The following is an 18,379-nucleotide window of genomic DNA, read 5'->3' on the forward strand; positions in this document are numbered from 1 at the left end:
CAGGAGCATTGTTGAATGTCTTTGACAAATGGAAGAACGCCGAGTCGGCAGCGAGGATTCACACTGATTGAATTGCTCGTTGTTATTGCGATCATTGCCGTGTTGATTGCTCTTCTGCTGCCCGCAGTGCAGCAGGCGCGCGAGGCGGCTCGCAGGACGCAATGCAGGAACAATCTGAAGCAATTGGGATTAGCTTTCCACAACTATGAAGGGACTTTTGGCAACTTTCCCGGTGCGCTGTATGTCGTGAGCGAACAGAGTGGTCCGAGTATTGGTCAGGGAGTCGACAACCAGCCTGCCGGCAGAGCGGACTTCAATGTTCACGCCTGGCCGGAACTGATTCTGCCTTACATTGATCAAACAAATCTTTATAACACGATTAATTTTAATGTGGCGATGGGATTCGGCTCAGCCACGGGCGGTGCTCCACCCAACTATGGCAAAGGGGGAACTTACAGCGGTACCCAGAATTTTGCTGCCATTGCCGGTTCGGTGATTCCCTCCTTCATTTGTCCCTCGACTCCGCGATCAGGAAATCTTCGGCCAGCTTATCTTGATGATTGGCTGACGGACGAGTTCGGTCCACCGATGTACCATGCAGGAGGAGCCCTGGACTATGTCGGTATGGCTCCTGCCTGGACGATGAATCAAAACCTTGGTGCGGCAGGTAACTTCTATACCGGGGCCATCCTCGATTGTGAGACTGGAGACGGTGGGCCTTACAGCTGCGGGGTGAGAATCTCTCAGATCACGGACGGAACTTCCAACACTTTGATCTGCGGTGAGTCTTCCCGACCGGATTCCAAAGAATACGCCATGGGCAAAGTTGTTGGAAATCTCACCGATGAGGACGTCGGGTTAATGGGTGATGCCTGGAACGACTGGCAGCACTCATCGGGTCACTTCATGAGTGCGATCGCTCCGGGAAGTATCCGTGGTGCGAAGGCCGACGGCGATTGCACCATCAACTGCAATAACAAATGGAACTTCTATAGCTTCCACGTGGGCGGTGCACAGTTTGTCATGGCCGATGGAGCCGTCCGATTCATCAGTCAAAACGTTGATCGGCTGACCATGAATCGAGTTTATATCATGGCTGACGGTGCCGCAGTGGGTGAATTCTAAAAAGACTTCACATCTCGACGAATGATTCATCCGAAGGGGGGCAGAGTCTGCCTTCGTCATTTCAGTTTTCGGTTCGGGTCCTTGCAGGGTAACGGAAAACGAACGAAGGTGGAAACTGGCCCCTTGTTCCTCAGTTGATATCGACAGAGTAAATCACAGTGTCCCTTCTGCGTTGACGAAGCAGGAGGGATCTTACCACAGACGGAATAAGTTGCTTCGAGAAAAAGGACCTGGCAGGGAAATGACGGCAATTAGAAATCTCTTTCTGGTTTGTGCTTTGACTTCCCTGATGTCAGGCTGCGGGAATGGCAAAGCGGATATGTCCGAGTCGCGTCTGGAGAAAATGGCCGGCGGATCTCTGGAGAAAGTGGTACCAGCAAGCGGGATCGTCACCATCGACGGCGAACCCCAAGGAGGTGTAAATGTCTATCTTTACGATAAGACGCCGACAATCGTCCTGAAAAACTGCCGAACTGACGATGAGGGGCAGTTCTGTTTTACGTCGTATCTCTCGTGCGATGGACTGAAGCCGGGTGAATATAAACTTGGGTTCGAGTATGTACCAAAAATGAAAAAGAACGGCACCGGGGTCGATTTGTTCAACGGCAAGTACAAGAATCCGGTGAAAAATGACTTCAAACTGATCGTCGAAGAAGACAACCCACAGACGGAGTTGACGTACGAATTGAAATTGAAATAGTCGCTCACGTTCGGATATGGTGGAAGGGCTCCATCCGTTTGTGTGACTCGATCGGTTCAATTTCAAAAAGTGACGTCATGGCGGTTGCACCGGTTCAACCTGCAGAAGCTCCTCCAGGGTTTCGGAGAGAGGGGGTTGGATCCAATCATTCCAAGCCCGGCGGGCAATGGATTTTCAATCCGTGGATCGATGCCCTCTTCATCCTGCTGACTCCTCTGGTGGCGTGGCCGGCAGTGCTGATACTCAGCTCCTCGTCGGAACTGATGTCGGCAGAAACTCTGTCGCTCATCGTCACCGCATTTTTTGCGACTGGGCACCATCTACCAGGTCTGATCCGCGCTTACGGCGACCGGGATCTCTTCCATCGATTCCGCTGGCGCTTTCTCATCGCGCCGCCGCTGGTTTTTCTTGCCTACTTTCCCCTCTACACCTATCACTACAATCTTTACCGACTGATCATTCTTGTCTGGGCGACCTGGCATGGGCTGATGCAGGTTTACGGCTTTGTCCGTATTTATGATGCCAAAGTCGGCTCGAATTCAACGGCGACCGCCTATTGGGACTGGCTCGTCTGCCTGTGCGGATTCATCACTCCGCAACTGTTTCGTGACGAACACGTCGGGACGACGCTCGGTCATTGGTATTCCGCGGGCGGACCCTGGCTCTCTCTTCCCGTCTTTCAGGCTCTCCGCTGGGCAAGTCTCTTCGTATCAGCAATCGCGTTAACCGGGTTTTCGGCCAACTACATTGCTCAGATCGTCCGTGGGAAGCAGGTCAGTCTCGTCAAGCCGCTGATGTTGGCGAGTGGGATCGGATTGTGGTGCTTTATCATGCTGTCGGTCGAGAACATGTTGATCGGGGCAGCCCTTTTCGACATCTGTCATGATTTACAATACCTTGCTATCGTCTGGATGTTTAACTGTCGTCGAGTGAGCTCAAACGTCAACCTGGGACGGTTCATGACGTTTCTCTTTCGACGTGGCATGGTGCTGCTTTATCTCAGCCTGATTACAGCCTATGGCGCCATCGCGTTTGCAGGGAGCCTGGTTCTAGACGGTACGCTGAGTCGAGTCTTTTACGGGTTGCTGTTCACCTCGACGATCCTTCACTACTACTACGACGGTTTCATCTGGAAAGTCCGAGATACGACAAATCGATCTGGCCTGGGACTGAGCAGCAATGGGGCGTCCGCACCGCAGCGGTCGCTCGCCAGTAGCGGCTTCTGGCATCTGCTGAAATGGAGTCCGGTGATCATCGGCCTGGTCATCGTGTTCGCAACGGATATCAGTGACCCTGAGCTGACAACAGCGCAGAAGAACGACCTCGAACGAGTCTACGGACACTCATTGATGGGGAAATCCGTTCTACCGAAAGGGGAACAAGAGAGGATTTGGCTGTCCTCTCACTTCCAGCAGACACAGGCGATTGCGGACATCATTCCGGATGACATTAAATCCCAATTGAAGGCGGCCGTCCTCCTCGCCAACTTTGGCCGCAATGACGAGGCCCTCGCTCGATTAGAAAAGATACTCTCCCGCCACCCCGGTCACAGTGAATGCAATCTTCTACTCGGGGGAATTCATCTCTATCGAGGCGAAGTCGACAAAGCCTCGCAGTACCTGGAAGCAGCCCTCGCTTGCGCAAGGAACACGCGGGATCGTGGAGCTGCCCATATCAAGCTGGGAGAACTTTCCGTTTACCGCGGCGATCAGGAATCAGCTCAACATCATTTTGCTGAAGCGGTACGCAATGATCCCTCGCTGCAAAAAGTTGTCGATGGAATTCGGTCAGCCAACCAGAATCGCTGAAGTGACCTTGAACTTAAGTCTCAAACTTCGGCCACCCTTGCGTCCTCACGTTCGGTCATAGGCCACGCTCCAAAAGTACCTCCTTCTCGGTTCGCTGATGCCTCGTAATTCAGCTCGGCACATCAGCAGAAGAATGGCGACGGGCGGCCCAGTCCGGCCGAAGGAAGAAGTTTCGAGCAGCGAATCTCGCTGTTGGGTGATTAACCAGTCTGATTCTTTCAGTTGAACAACGAAGTTCGACAGACGTAAAATTGAGTACGCGCTGCGATCTGGTTCGAGATTCTAACCTGAGGGACTTCGCATGATTTTTGGAACTCGAACGGCGATGCAGAAAATGGCTCGATATTTTGTGCTGTTCAGTCTGGTTCTCGCCCCCATGTCCCTCTGGGCTTCCGATGCGGCGACATTGGTCACTCCGGCCCCCAACGACCTCGACGTCCCCGCAAAAGCACCGGTGGAAAAATCGGTTCAAGAGTTGGCTGCGACGGTGAAGAAATCGGTCGTCGTGGTGACATTTACCGGCCGTGACGGACAGAGGCAGGGACTTGGAACGGGTTTCATTGTCTCCGAAGATGGCCTGATCGCGACGAATCTGCATGTAATTGGGGAAGCACGGCCAATCCGGGTTGAGTTGCTCGACGGTCGGAAGTTCGATGTTGCGGCCGTTCATGCAACCGAGCGGTTCCACGATTTGGCACTCTTGAAGATTGACGCTACCGACCTGCCGGCGCTCCCGTTGGGCAATTCTGATGAATTGCAGGAAGGGCAACCCGTCGTCGCCATCGGTAATCCACTGGGACTGGAACGGAGCGTTGTCAGTGGAGTCCTTTCCGGACGCCGCGAGATTGATGGTCGGTCAATGCTGCAGATTGCTCTGCCGATTGAACGGGGAAATAGTGGGGGACCTCTACTCGACCTTCAGGGGCATGTGCATGGGCTTCTAACGATGAAGTCGTTGAAGTCCGAAAATCTCGGATTCGCTATTGCGGTCAATGCTTTGAAACCGCTGCTTGAAAAGCCGAACCCGGTTCCGATGTCTCGTTGGCTGACCATTGGGGCAATGGACCCTGCGGAATGGACCGTACTACCCGGAGGCCGTTGGCGACAGCGCGCGGGCCAGATTGTCGTCGATGGAATGGGGGGAGGGTTTGGAGGACGCGCACTGTGTCTGGCGACTGAACCAACGCCGCCCGTTCCCTATGAAGTTGCAGTGCAAGTGAAGTTCTCGCCAGACGATGGCGCAGCAGGTCTCGTCTTCAATGCGGATGGTTCCGACCGACACTACGGATTTTATCCCAGCAACGGCGGTCTCCGTTTGAGTCGCTTTGATGGGCCCGATGTTTTTTCCTGGGCCGTTCTCAGAGAAACTCGCTCACCCCACTTCAAAAAAGAGGGCTGGAACTCGCTGAAAGTTCGCGTGGAAGCCGAAAGAACCCTCTGTTACATCAACGGGGAACTGATCTTTGAAACGACCGATTCTGCTTACAAAAGTGGACGAGTTGGTTTATGCAAATTCCGCCAGACCGAAGCCCAGTTTAAAGGATTTCGCGTCGGTGAATCGCTCAGCGAACCCCGCATCTCCACAGAGTTACTGACCCGGGTCACCTCGACGCTGGATGCACTGCCCGCAGACGATGAATCGAAGGCTAGGGTCGTCAGGGAACTTGCACGGGAAGACTCGAGTGTGATCGATATCTTAGATGAACAGGTCAAAGCTCTCGAGTCACGCGTCTCACAGCTCAAGCGTCTCGCGAGCGACATCCACCTGACGCGGACGCTCGCCGATTTTCATGCGGCGACAGCGGCAGAGCCAGTCGATCTGCTGCGGGGGGCGCTGCTGATTGCAAAACTCGACAACCCGGAACTGGAGATCGAAAATTACGTCGCGGATGTCGAGCGTCATGCCCGGCAAATCAAAGAAGGGCTGCAAGCGGACGCTTCCGAAGATCAGCGGTTGGCGGCTCTCAATCGATACCTCTTTGAAGAACAGGGATTTCACGGAAGCCGGACAGACTACGACAATCGTTCGAACAGCTACGTAAACGAGGTTCTTGACGACCGGGAGGGGCTTCCCATCACTCTTTCGGTTCTCTATATCGAAATCGCGAAACGGGTGGGGCTGAATGTCGTCGGTGTCGGAATGCCCCGTCATTTTCTAGTACGTCATGAACCGCGAGAAGGTTCCTCTCAGTTGGTGGATGTATTCGAAAGAGGACTTCTACTAACCCCCGCCGAAGCTCAAAACAAGTTCGAGGCACTCAGTGATGTTCCCTGGCGTGACTCGTACCTGGACACAACGACTCCGAAAGCCATTCTGGAACGCATCCTTCGCAATCTCTTCAGTAATGCTGCTGACGAGCAGGAGATTGATCGGATGATTCGTTATACGGACGCCATCCTCGTCCTGTCGCCAAACTCGGGGCAGGACCATTTCTATCGCGGCGTGCTCAGCTTCCAGGCTCGCCGGTGGCATGACGCACGTGCGGAAGTGGAATGGTTGATGACTAACGATTCCAATGTCAGTCGAACCGAGGTCGAACGGCTGTCGCAGGCCATCGAAAGCGAGTCGCAGAAGTAGTTCACGCGGTCCGTATCGGGATAAGACCGTGCGATGAAGGCGGCCTAGGGCGTGAGACAGGCTTCCTCTGGTGATACCATTTGCCTTCCATCCCCGACAAACACGAAACACAGGCAGTCCCCGCAGCTCCTCTGGCTTCAACTGCCGCCTGACAATTTTGAAGACAGTAAGCTCCTGATGCACATCGTCCACTACATTACCCGTCTGATTGTCGGCGGTGCACAGGAAAATACGCTTCTCACCGTGGAAGACCAGCATCATCTGCATGGTGATCGAGTCACGCTCATTACAGGGCCCGGAATCGGACCCGAAGGTTCGCTGGAACCTCGCGCTCGGAATGGTGGGATCGACTTGCGGCTGATTTCCGCATCGCAACGGGCAATTCATCCCTGGAACGATTGGCAAACATATCGAGAACTGCTGCGACTCCTTCGTTCCATCAAGCCGGACCTGATTCACACGCACTCTTCCAAGGCGGGCATTATCGGTCGATTGGTGGCGGCCCGTCTGAAGCTTCCCTGTGTTCATACGATTCATGGAGCGTCATTTCATTTCGGGCAGAATCGACTTGCCTTTCAGGCCTATCAGCAGTTAGAGCGATGGGCGGCCCGAGCGACCGATCGATTCATTTCCGTCTGTGATGCCATGACGGATCAATACGTTGCCGCAGGGATTGCTCCGCGCGAGCGGTTCGTGACCGTCTACAGTGGGTTTGACGTGGATCCCTTTCTGAATCCTCCACGTTCTCCTGAAATCGTTCGTGCGGAACTGGGGCTGAACTCAGACCACATTGTGATTGGAAAGGTGGCTCGCCTCTTTCCGCTGAAGGGGCACGAGTACGTTCTCAAGGCGGCACAGGCAGTCGTTGATCACTGCCCCGCGGTCCGTTTCCTGTTCGTTGGAGACGGTATCCTCAGGCCAGAGTTTGAGCGGGAGCTTGAAGCGAGGGGACTGCGAGACCACTTCGTCTTCGCAGGGCTTGTCCCTCCCGAACGGGTACCGGAACTGATTCACGCGATGGACATTGTCGTTCACGCAAGTGTTTGGGAGGGGCTCGCGAGGGTCCTTCCTCAGGGACTGATTGCTGGCAAGCCGGTGGTGAGCTTCGATATTGACGGCGCAAAAGAAGTCATCGCGACCAATCAGACAGGTTTTCTCGTCGAGCCGCGATCGGTCCCCGGGTTGGCGTCCGCTATATGCCAGCTTGTCGATGATCCCCTGCTGCGGAGACGACTTGGTGAAACCGGGCGAGCCATGTTCACGGACCGCTTCCGGCATCAGACAATGACCCGGGAAATTCGCGAGGTCTACGCCACTGTGCTGGCGAACCGCCGTCCGTAGTCCGTTTGCGATCACGTCGTCATTAACTTAATCCGCGACTGAAACAGGAACATGGCCGACCCGCAGCGCCGGTCGGCCATGTTTATATGAACTGAGAATTCAGAGTCGTTCGTTGTTTTACCGTGAGGCGACCGTTCCGTATTTTGGAAGGACCTGGAATTTCTTCTTGATCACCGGGCGACCTGCCGTCTCGATGTTCAAGGTGTAATCCCCCGGCCGAAGTTCATTGGGAATCGAGAAGTACATATTGACCCGGAACATTTCCCGTGTGGCGATTTCTCGCTTTTTGTCGACGATCCGGTTTTCATCATCACGAATCTTGCAATCGATGACCAGGTCTTCGTGGGGCGGGATCAGACTGCATTGGGCGATCATGTTTTCGCCCTGTCGGAATGACGTTCGTCGATTGGCAACGATGTCGCTGACAAGGAACGTGCCCATGTCGACAGCGAAGAACTTGTCAAAATCACGCTGTGGTGTCACCGGGGCCAGAAGCTGGCGAGCTCGTTCAGGCTCGATCGCGGTTAACTGATAACGCCCTTCCGGACGACGTTCTCCATAGGGATCGAACTGGTGTTCGATCTGAATTCCGGCCAATGCGACCAACGGGAATGCGGTTGCGAAGACGATACGTGCAGAAGATTTCCATTCCGGGCGACTTCCCATCGCAGACCGAATTTCGATGAGCTTCTGCTGGGCAACCTTCAGCCAGCTTGAGTGACGGATCTTTCGTCGCAGCCAGGCACTTGATTGCTGGACATCGTCTTCATCGATGAAGGCCATGTAGGTACAGTAGCATACCATCGGGAACATCAGCAGGCCCAGGGTCAGGGTCGTCATAAAGTGGAACAGCACCCCAATGGGCAGCACGATATGCCGCCAGTAGCTTTTCCACGAACAGAAAATGAACATCAGTTCGAAGACGACCGTGACATAACCAAACGCGACGAGCATCACCGGATAGCCGGCAAGAATTTCCCCCAGCCGATGCTGGTAGTTGAGATGAGTCAACATCCAGTACTGCAACTGATCTCCCGTGAAGAACGCCGGGGTGTGAAGTTTGGTAACGCCCGCACCAAAGTAGACGACTGCAATGTGGAACTGCATCAGGCGGCGTGGCCATGCGGCAGACTTAGGGTACGCGAACCTGGGTTTTGTAGGATCCAGATTCCGGCGTCGGCGAGCCATCCAGGCATCGACGGACCAGATCGAACCGGCCTGAGAAAGCGAAAGGATCAGCAGCATATGCGTGACCATCGCGGTGTACTTCGTCATCGTACTGACGCAGTCCAGCATGCTGAAGTAGGTCATCAGAACGCAGGAGACTACGGCGGACGCTCTTGAGCACCAGCCGATGCTGAGTGTCACCAGCGAGAAAATCAGCATCGCGTACAGTGCCGCGACGACGGTGCCCGAGAATTCCGGCAGCATGTCGATATAGCCGAATCCGACGGAAACCTGAGCGGTCGCTCCATCGGCGGAATAAAGCTCGCGACAGACAGACCATCGCGGCAGAACCATGCCCATCAGTACCAGCGGGAGACAAATTCGACACAGTGCCAGTCCGAAAGGGACTTCCTCTGCATAGAAAAAATTTCGAATCCGATCAGCGGCTTTCTCGGTACTCATCATTTGTACGACCTCTTCTATAAATGCCCCTGCTTGACCGCTCGTGCTTCGTTCAGCTTGGTCAACTGTCAACGCAGGCAGCGTGGTGCTCTTACCCACACTGACGACTGATCTTGCCTGTCCCGACGAATTCGGCGGTTGCGAGTACTTGAGTCAGGGACGCCCCCAATCCTCGAAGCATCATGAAAAACTGGACTGTTCAACGGATTTCGCGTCGGGACGATACGGAATGAATTTCTGTTGTAGCCTGACAACGTGATTAGTAGTCTTCTGCTTCGGAAGACAATCGCTGATGTGGTGTGAGCACATAATGATCGCGGCCCTGATGCAGATCCCGGATCAACCTGGGATTGTCCGCAACGGTGCTGGTCCGCAGGTAGGAAAGATAATCAGGGACGTTGCTGATCACGTCGCCAAATTCGTTCATCTCGGACCGCTGCCAGAAGTAGCTGAATGGTTCTCGAGGTTCGTCATAGCGCTTGTACCACGAGTAGTCGGACATGTTGTACTTCTTCGCCCAGACCTCTTCGATTACGACAATTCGGTGAATTGGCTCGTGTTCGGTGCGTGCAAGTGCGTTGAGAGCCATTTTGCGATGGGAATTTCCCAGCACATCGTAGTGCGTTCGGGGCAAGTCCCCATACGGCATGAACTGCTTCCACGGACCTGGAGCCAGTTCATATAAGGTGCCGCTTTCACCCTCACCGACTACGTGATAGCGAATTTCATGCGACGACCAACCACAGAACATGTCCCACACAAAGTAGTACATGACAGGGTGCGCAGTCGACGCGAAGTTCATCGTTTGCGCGGCGAGTCCTGCAAAAATCGCCGTGAGGTAGACCCCAATGACGGCGTTGGAAAGCCAACCTTTCATGATGTTCCCTCCTTGGAACAGCGACAAATGTGCGCCAGAAGCGGCGGCGAATCGTCGCAACCTGCGAGTCCTGCCGGTCGAATGCGGCGGAAGCTTACCTATTGGTCCAATTTGGTCAAGATCAAGGTGATTCGCTCAAGCTCCAGAAAGCCTGATTCTTCGTTTCTGGAAACCTGCGTGGTCAATCTCATCGTAATCCCCTTCTGCCGAGGACGAGGATTGAGCAAGCGGCAACGCGGCTGGTCGGCTCTGAGGCCTTTGTTGCCGGTTTGTACTCTGGTGAGAGTTCGTCTGCCGGGTTCGCGAGAATTGCTTTGGGGGTCGGAAACGCCCGGGCAGCGCCATTCGATGAGGAAATGCGGTTTTGGTGTGCCGTTGGTATACTCGTGTCGCTCATTGCGGTTGGCGTAATGGAACGCCTCTCCGAAAGTGACTTTTCGCGCAAGGTGCCGAGATGATTCGATGGTTTCTCGCTTTGGGAATGGGTATGGGAATGCTCGCGGCAACGAACGGTGCTTCCGCGGTCGATGAAGTCACTCCCAACGTCGTGCTGGGGATTCACGGCGGGATTGGCGAAGACAAAAAGGACATGACGCCTGAACTCGAGGAAAAGGTGCGTGCCGCACTGCATGCCGCCTTGAAAGCAGGGAAAGCCAAGCTGGATGCAGGTGGATCAGGACTGGACGCCGTCGAAGCCGCCATCCGAGTCATGGAAGACGATCCGGTGCTGAATGCCGGAAAGGGAGCCGTCTTCACCCATGAGGGACGAAACGAACTCGATTCGTCGATTATGGATGGCAAGACGAAAAAAGCGGGGGCGGTCGCCAGTGTCACCATCGTCAAGAATCCCATCTCGGCTGCCCGGGCGGTCATGGAAAAGTCGAAGCACGTCATGCTCATTGGCCGAGGTGCAGAAGTTTTTGCCACCCGGCAGGGACTCGAAATCGTCGACCCCGCCTATTTCTGGACCGAGTTCCAATGGAAAGCCATTCAGGACGTCTGGAAGAAAGAAGCCGAAGCGAAGAAGCAATCAGGCGATGCCTCGGACGTCCTGGAGATCCCGATCGCTAAGCCCCATTACGGTACCGTGGGGGCTGTGGCACTCGACAAGGACGGGAATCTGGCTGCCGGCACTTCCACAGGGGGAATGACGAACAAAATGTTCGGTCGAATCGGCGATTCCCCGATCATTGGTGCCGGTACCTACGCGGACAACGAAACGGCAGCGATTTCCTGCACGGGACATGGCGAGTTTTTCATCCGTTATTCCGTCTCCCACGAAATTGTGGCTCAGATCAAGTACAAGAAAGTCTCGGCAAAAGAGGCGGTCGAAGACGTCATCAACCGGCAGTTGAAAGACATCAATGCCGAAGGGGCCGCCATCGTTCTCGATAAAGATGGAAAGTTTACGACGGCTCGAAACAGCGAAGGACTCTACCGCGGCTGGATCACTGCAGACGGTAAGTTCCAGGTCCGCGTCTACGACGAATGATTTTCTATCCCTTCGTCCACGAGCGTAATACTATTCGCAAAGCGGTGCGTGGCAAGATCGCCACCACCGCTTTCGCACGTCCAGACACCGTCATGTGCCGACCTCTTATCGGGTCCGGGGGCCGATCCTGCCCTCCGACGTATTGTTCTCCGCACGTCCAGAAAATTGACCGCAAGAGCAGGGCATCGCTCCAGGCGATCACGCCAGAATCGGGGCGATCGGCGATCCATCGCAAATCGTGAGCGGCCGGCCCAGGCTGTCTCGAAGTTGAAGATGAGGATCGATTCCCAGGCTGTGATAAATGGTCGCCACCAGGTCCTGTGGTGCCGTTGGGTTGGAGGCAGGATACGCGGCAAACCGGTCGCTCGAACCATACACGGTCCCTCCCCGGATCCCTCCTCCAGCGAGGACGGACGTAAAGCAACTTGCCCAGTGGTCGCGTCCGTCCGCTCCGGCTCCCGCTCCTCCGACGACTCCCTGACCGATCCGAGGGGTCCGCCCCATTTCTCCCGTCCAGACAATCAGTGTTTCGTCCAGCATGCCCCGCTCCTGCAGGTCGTCGAGCAGGGCGCTGAAGGCCTGGTCTGTCACGGGGCAAAGTCTCGTTCTCAGGTCAATAAAGTTTCTGTTGTGAGTGTCCCAGTAAACGCTGACATTGGTCAGTCCGTCGTTGGGCCAGAACACGGTGACGAAGGGGACGCCTGCTTCGACGAGTCTCCGTGCCTGAAGGACCGATTGACCATGCACGTTCATTCCATATCGTTCTCGAACGGAGGCCGGTTCTTGTGACAGATCGAAGGCCTCGACGGCTCCCTTGGACGAAAGCAGGGTGAATGCCCGTTCGTAGTGGCTGCGAGTCGCCTGGACGAGCTCGTTGCTTTCGATCTGGCCGTCTCGTTCGTCCATTACGCCCAGCAATTCGCGGCGCAGTGATGAGCGAGTGCTCGGTACGTCGGCCAACAGTTCGAAGTCGCCGACTTTGTAGTCGGGTTTGCTCCCGTCCGCATCGATCCGCATCGGATCGAAGGTCGGACCGAGCCAGCCAGCCCCCTGCCCATGCGATGATTCAACGAATCGCGGTGCACCATTCGGGACGACGGGCATCATGGAAATAAACGAGGGAAGAGGGCCCGTACCACGACCCAGTTTTGATACGACAGACCCAATACTCGGCCAATCTTCGCCTAACCCGGCGCCGCGTCGAGGCGTTCTTCGTCCGGTGAGAGGATAGTGAGTCGCGGAAGTATGATCGACGTCGTCATGGGTCATCGACCGGATAACGGCGAGCTTGTCCGCCCGCTGGGCCAGCAGCGGAAGATGCTCGCAGATTTGCAGGCCCGGGACATTCGTGTCAATCGGCCGAAACTCGCCACGGTATTCGACTGGGGCAGTGGGTTTCATGTCCCATGTGTCCTGATGGGCAGGGCCCCCCCACATGAACAGGAAGATGCAGGCCTTGGCCCGTGGACGATTGCCGATGGCCCGCTCGTCTGCCATCGCCTGTCTCAGCTGAAACCAGCTCGGCAGGTCCAGCCCAAGTAAGCTGAGGCCGCCTGCTTTCAGGCAGTCACGGCGATGGATCTGCTGACACTTCGACATCTGCGCGTCCTGTTTTTGAAGGCTGAATGACCAGCGCGGGCGACCTGAGTCGGTTCCTCATTCCGGAAGCGTGAATGAGATCCTCGCCGGGAACTCTCCTTTCACAGAAAGCCCGGTCAGACCGTTTCGCACCGAATTATTCAGGGGTTCATTTTAGGGAGGCACTTATGGCGTGTTCGCCAGAAGCGACCTGTCACTTCGCAATGCAAATCAACATTTGCTGATCTGTAGTGTGGCCAGTTCTGAGGCTGAAAACAACACCAAACAGTCCAAGGCCGCAGCGATGAAATCAACATTCAGGTGGGGCGAGCAGAGTCATATTCTCGCATGTCAACTGCCGTGTCAGCGGTTGTTCACCTGTTCTTCTCGGCCAGCGGGACCGCAGTTGCAACTCACGCGCATCAGTCGTCTGGGGGGCTCGCCCGTTTTCAGTCCAAGAAGGTCTGCCGATGGTGATTGCGGAGCCGATCGGCGGCGCGGGCCGAACCGTTTTCACCTTTGTCGTGCGGCTACTTTCGAATCACGACTTCCGAACCTTTGACGAGGAAGTTATAGACTTCGATCACGTCTTCGTCCCCAAGTCGAATACAACCACGTGACTCGGCCTTTCCGATCGATCCGGGATCGATCGTCCCGTGGATCCCATAGCTGTCACCGAGGTCGATCCAGCGTTCGCCCAGCGGATTAGAGGGATCGTCAGCAGCAATCACTTTTCCATCCGGGCCGGTGTACGGAGGATTCACCACCTTGTTCAGAACGGTGAACTTGCCCACGGGCGAGGAATTGTCTTTACCCGTGCAGACCATGTAGCGCTTTACATAGTACCCCTGCAAATGCACGATCAACTCAAAGCGGTTCAGTTCGACGACGGCGGCGAAGGGCCCCTTCAGCACTTTGAGCTTTTGGCCAATCTGAATGCGTCTCGGTTCAGTTCGATTGAGCTTTGCGAGGTATTCCCACGACAGTTGATACTTCTTTGCGATCACCTCCAGCCGGTCACCCGATTGAATCACATAGGGTTCGATGAAGTGCGGCTGGCTGTCGAAAAAGATGGACTTCGCAGCAGCGTCAATCTTTTCCTGAAGTTGTGGACGGAGCTCCTGGTGGTTCCAGTACAGTTTTGACAGTATGCGATGAGCTGCCAGGACTTCTCCCGCGGCAAGCTTTTCTTCCGCCGCTGCTAACTGTTCTGACACTCCCCCCTGGGCATCCTCGGTCGTACTGTCAGACTCACTCGGGGGATCTGCGGGGGTTTGATGAGCCGCAGCGCTCACCACACGCCGCGGCTGCGCCCCCTTGCGTGGCTTCGGACTCGACTCCGGGACCGGCTGGCCTGTCCCCTTCTTCAGCAGCCGGATCGGTTTTGAGTTCTCAACCAAGGGCTCCCCTTGATCCGTGTCAGGTAGAGTCAAGGCGGCAGGTTCACGTGACGCGACCTGCTCGGGCTCTTCCTGACGCGCGACGGGGATCACCTGTGAGTAATCCTTTTCCTCCGTCTGTCTGGTCACAGCGATGGTGGAATCCAGATCAGGTTCTGACTGTTGTTCGAAGACGATCGATTCGTCTTCACTTTCGTCGACGGATTCGACTTTCTCTTGTGCGGCGCGGCGTTTACTCGAGGGAGAACGATTCGGGAGCGGCAGTGGTTCCCGCTGCGCAACTTCAATCCCCAGTGTGCCAGTCTTCGCAGGTGCGATGGCGAGGGGGATGTATCCTCGGCTCCAGGAAAAACCAATCGCAAGACCAACGCTAAACACAAGGCACGTCAGAAATGGCAAGTGATTGCGGAACATAGAGCGTCTTCCGTGACGAAATGAGCCGGCATCAGCAACCCCGCAGACACCGTCCAGCCGTACTGAATTGAACGAGCCTTGAGGGTTCCGAGTTCGTACTGAGGAAACTGAATGAACGTGGTTTCAGTTGGTGTGCCCGCCGAAAAGGGCTTTTAGCACAGGTTGGAAATTGCATCTACACGAATTTCAGCTCTGGAAGAGCCGAACATTCCGTCGAATCGATCTGGCACCGATCGTCCTTGCCTGATTATTGCGGAGACTCCGGCCGTGACAGGCAGACCCCCGCCAGGTGGCCTCCGAATCCCATGGAGACCTTCCATGCCTGATTGATGTCCCACTTTCGAGCCTTCTGCGGAGTCAAGTTGAGTCGGCAATCCTCGTCCTGCTCTTCCAGATTCACTGTCGGAGGAATCATCTGATCATGAATTGCGAGTGCCGTCGCTGCCAGTTCGACACTTCCCGCCGCCCCTAAAAGATGCCCCATCCCCCCTTTCAGGCTCGAACACTGGATTCGCCGCGAGGCATCGCCGAAGACTTCCCGAATCGCCCGGCACTCCACAACGTCGTTTGTCGCTGTTCCGGTTCCATGCAGGTTGATGTAGTCCGGGATACGGGTCCGACGACTTAAATCAGACAAGAGTCGTTTCAGTGACGATCCGGTCGTCTCAAGTTGTGTCAGGCTGTTGGCGTCGGACAGGATCTGTCCCTCACGCCATTCGGCGTAGTAAGTGGCCCCTCGTTCCAGAGCCAGATCAAGTCGCTCAAGGATCAGACAGGCGGCTCCTTCTCCCACGACAAATCCGCTTCTCCGATGGTCATATGGGCGACACGCTGACGCGGGATCGTCGAGTTCTCGCGACAGAACGCCCAGTCGCCGGAACGAGCCGAGCAGGGCGGGCTGCAGCGAGGCGTCCGCGCTGCCGGCCAACACAAGGTCACAGTCACCGTTCCGGATGAGTTCCGCACCACGCAGGCAGGCCGCAAGTCCCGTTGCACACGCCATCACAGGGCACAGTACGGGACCGTAGCCACCGATCATCTGACGAAGGACGACCGCCGCGCGGTTGGGAAAGACGTCCAGCCATTCACCAGGATTTGCGGGGAGATCAGCCCGGGCGAGATCAGCTTCGGGGTCATACGGTTGTCCCAGCAACTGAGTGTAGGTGTGGAGGCCTCCTTTGCTCGTTCCAAACACAACGCCAGTTTCATAGCGGTCTAGACTGACCGAATCGAGTCCCGCGTCGATCAGACTTTCATGAGCCGTCGTCAGGGCCAATTCGATCAGCGGTTCCTGATGACGAAATAATCGTGTCTCTGGGAACCGCACAGGGGCTCCTGCCAGACGAGGTTGCTCGCTCGGCCAGTGCGGGGGGGAGAGCCAGCGAGTGACACTCTTTCCCGACAGCATCCCCTGCCACGTCGATTTGCGGTCAGGGCCATACGGGGTACACAAACCGATCCCGGTGATAACGATTCGGCAATTGTCGCGAGCTGGCATTGAACGGTGTGGTCTAGACCCGGCGGCTTGATCGACAGACTGCGTATCCCGCGGCAGCCATCAGGGCAACAACAACCGCGCCTTCAACATAAAACGGGCGCGACTGCTGTGCGGAATTGGCAGGAGGGATCACGGGGGGCGCCGCAGGGCCCTGGGCCGCGGACTCATTGACTGCGAGGCACAAGCCGATCGACAGGCTCAGCAGCAGGCATTGCAATCTTGTCGTCACAATCAGACTCCGGCCAGATGACACCACTCGTCCTCGTTCGTTCCGCCCTCAGACGAAGCGGTATCATACGGAAAACACGTCGTTCGCAACAGGCGGCAGTTCCAATCCCTCAGGACCTGGCGGGACATTGCATCGGCCGCATCGAAAAGGGGCGGGAAAATCGGTCGTCCACGTCGCTACATTCCCATTCCGCACCCCGGGTTTCGTATCCCGCCGATCGAAATCGCTTCGCAGCAGGGCCCGCCTGGTGAGTGTGAGACATCGCCGTTACGAGGACTTGCTGGCGACGATCTCACACTCGTTCCCGATTCCAGAGCGGTCCACTACTTCGCTGCGGCCGGTGCCGCACCGAATTCTTTTCCGTTTTTCTTCATCGCCGCTTCAAAGGCTGTGCGCGCTGTTTCCCAGGCGGATGACATCAGCGGGATATGACAGCCCCCCTGGCCCTTGCAGGAATTCATCCCGGGATTCTCTCCGCAGCCTCCTTGGCCTTTGCAATCGTTGTGGCCACCGCAAACGGAGTCGGCCACACTCGCGCAGGTCCCCTGTCCGGCACAGGCATTCTCCTTGTCGCGGCCCAGTCCCTTACATGAGTTCAAGCCGCGACACGTGTGCGGCTCGTCCATGATCAACGCTTCTGCTTCAGGAGTCAGGTTGATCTGGTTTGCTGCTGCCGCCGCGCCGGGAGCGGCTGGGGCTGCTGCCGGAGTTCCCGCTCCTCCCCCACCATTGCTGCAGCCCAGGTTCACACCCGCGACCACTCCGCAAAGTGCTGCCAGACTCAGTTGCTGAAACTCTCGGCGGTCCATTCCGGGCTGTGTCATGTGATCTCTCTTCCTTTGGAAATCGTCCGCCCTTGCGAACTACGATTTCAACCACGAGCTGTAATCCAATACTCTGTCTGTCGTTCCCGTCCGTCATCGCATCAGAAGGGGCAATGGGGGACAAAGTTCCACTGATCAGGACCAGTGGAACTCTGGCCGAATCTCTGGTGCGAACCGACTGTTACTGAAGTTCTCGTACGTCACTGACCGAACCCGCGATGGCGGCTGCGGCAACCATCGCTGGGCTCATCAACAAGGTACGCCCGGTCGGACTTCCTTGGCGACCCTTGAAATTACGGTTACTCGATGAGGCACAGACTTCCCGACCCTGCAGCTTGTCCGGGTTCATGGCGAGGCACATCGAGCAGCCTGCTTCGCGCCACTGGAATCCTGCGTTCTCGAAGATTTTGTCCAGGCCTTCCTGAATTGCCTGTTCGCGAACGACCTGTGATCCGGGGACGACAAGTGCCTTCACCCCCGGGGCCACTTTACGACCCTTGGCGATCGCTGCCGCTTCCCGCAGGTCGGAAATTCGACCGTTGGTGCAGGAACCGATGAAGGCGACGTCGATCTTGACCCCGCGGATCGGCTGCTGTTCTTTCAGATCCATGTACTCATAGGCGTCCTTGATCCCCTTCTGATCGTCCGAATTGAACGACGATACGGCGGGCAAGGTCTCGTTAATTCCGACCGACTGAGCTGGGTTAATGCCCCACGTGACGGTCGGTTCGATTGCCGAACCATCGAACGTCACGTAGTCATCGAATTCGGCGTCTTTCGGTGACGCGAGACTCAACCACCAGGCGGCAGCTCGCTCGAAATCAGCACCGGCAGGAGCGAATGGACGACCCTTGATGTAGTCGACGGTGGTCTGGTCCGGGTTGAT

The 18,379-nt window shown here is 56.1% G+C and carries 14 protein-coding genes; 6 read left to right on the forward strand and 8 right to left on the reverse strand.

The features are described 5' to 3' along the window. Positions 1-15: 15 nt before the first annotated feature. The 5 genes from VGE80_RS17030 to VGE80_RS17050 all read left to right on the forward strand — a co-directional run bounded on the left by VGE80_RS17030 (position 16) and on the right by VGE80_RS17050 (position 7,552). Positions 16-1,125, forward strand: coding sequence for a DUF1559 family PulG-like putative transporter (locus tag VGE80_RS17030; RefSeq protein ID WP_440593503.1), 1,110 nt, complete (start codon positions 16-18; stop codon positions 1,123-1,125). Positions 1,126-1,366: 241 nt separating this feature from the next. After that, the gene (locus VGE80_RS17035) at positions 1,367-1,825 is read left to right on the forward strand and encodes a hypothetical protein (protein WP_373651713.1); all 459 of its coding nucleotides are present in this window, start codon (positions 1,367-1,369) and stop codon (positions 1,823-1,825) included. A 77-nt stretch (positions 1,826-1,902) separates the two neighbouring features. Beyond that, positions 1,903-3,633 (forward strand): tetratricopeptide repeat protein, encoded by a 1,731-nt coding sequence (locus VGE80_RS17040; protein WP_440593504.1) that lies wholly within the window; start codon positions 1,903-1,905, stop codon positions 3,631-3,633. A gap of 301 nt (positions 3,634-3,934) precedes the next feature. Continuing rightward, positions 3,935-6,211 carry a transglutaminase family protein gene (locus VGE80_RS17045; RefSeq protein WP_440593505.1) on the forward strand — a complete coding sequence of 759 codons (2,277 nt, stop codon included), beginning with the start codon at positions 3,935-3,937 and terminating at the stop codon, positions 6,209-6,211. Positions 6,212-6,388: 177 nt separating this feature from the next. Then, positions 6,389-7,552: a glycosyltransferase family 4 protein gene (locus VGE80_RS17050; RefSeq protein ID WP_373651716.1), complete on the forward strand. Its 1,164-nt coding sequence runs from the start codon at positions 6,389-6,391 to the stop codon at positions 7,550-7,552. Between the two features lie 117 nt (positions 7,553-7,669). Here the strand turns inward: VGE80_RS17050 and VGE80_RS17055 are convergent, their stop codons facing one another. Further along, entirely contained in the window at positions 7,670-9,184 is a 1,515-nt protein-coding gene (locus VGE80_RS17055; protein WP_373651717.1) for an HTTM domain-containing protein, read from the reverse strand. Positions 9,185-9,440: 256 nt separating this feature from the next. Then, positions 9,441-10,058 (reverse strand): hypothetical protein, encoded by a 618-nt coding sequence (locus VGE80_RS17060; protein WP_440593506.1) that lies wholly within the window; start codon positions 10,056-10,058, stop codon positions 9,441-9,443. Positions 10,059-10,512: 454 nt separating this feature from the next. Between VGE80_RS17060 and VGE80_RS17065 the strand changes: the two genes are divergently transcribed. Then, positions 10,513-11,550, forward strand: coding sequence for an isoaspartyl peptidase/L-asparaginase family protein (locus VGE80_RS17065; protein ID WP_440593507.1), 1,038 nt, complete (start codon positions 10,513-10,515; stop codon positions 11,548-11,550). A gap of 198 nt (positions 11,551-11,748) precedes the next feature. Here VGE80_RS17065 and VGE80_RS17070 read toward each other — a convergent pair whose 3' ends face one another. The 6 genes from VGE80_RS17070 to VGE80_RS17095 all read right to left on the reverse strand — a co-directional run. Next, positions 11,749-13,149 (reverse strand): DUF1501 domain-containing protein, encoded by a 1,401-nt coding sequence (locus VGE80_RS17070; protein ID WP_440593508.1) that lies wholly within the window; start codon positions 13,147-13,149, stop codon positions 11,749-11,751. A gap of 509 nt (positions 13,150-13,658) precedes the next feature. Continuing rightward, positions 13,659-14,942, reverse strand: coding sequence for a L,D-transpeptidase family protein (locus tag VGE80_RS17075; protein ID WP_373651721.1), 1,284 nt, complete (start codon positions 14,940-14,942; stop codon positions 13,659-13,661). Between the two features lie 247 nt (positions 14,943-15,189). Further along, positions 15,190-16,440, reverse strand: coding sequence for a beta-ketoacyl-[acyl-carrier-protein] synthase family protein (locus VGE80_RS17080; RefSeq protein ID WP_440593509.1), 1,251 nt, complete (start codon positions 16,438-16,440; stop codon positions 15,190-15,192). 13 nt (positions 16,441-16,453) lie between these two features. Further along, complete coding sequence (locus tag VGE80_RS17085) at positions 16,454-16,669, reverse strand: hypothetical protein (protein ID WP_373651723.1); 216 nt, start codon at positions 16,667-16,669, stop codon at positions 16,454-16,456. A 323-nt stretch (positions 16,670-16,992) separates the two neighbouring features. Then, positions 16,993-17,493 carry a hypothetical protein gene (locus tag VGE80_RS17090; RefSeq protein ID WP_373651724.1) on the reverse strand — a complete coding sequence of 167 codons (501 nt, stop codon included), beginning with the start codon at positions 17,491-17,493 and terminating at the stop codon, positions 16,993-16,995. Positions 17,494-17,674: 181 nt separating this feature from the next. Further along, positions 17,675-18,379 (reverse strand): aconitase family protein (locus VGE80_RS17095; protein ID WP_440593510.1); only part of this gene is annotated, 705 nt, incomplete at its 5' end.

This window comes from Schlesneria sp. (assembly GCF_036405755.1).
GTDB lineage: Bacteria > Planctomycetota > Planctomycetia > Planctomycetales > Planctomycetaceae > Schlesneria > Schlesneria sphaerica.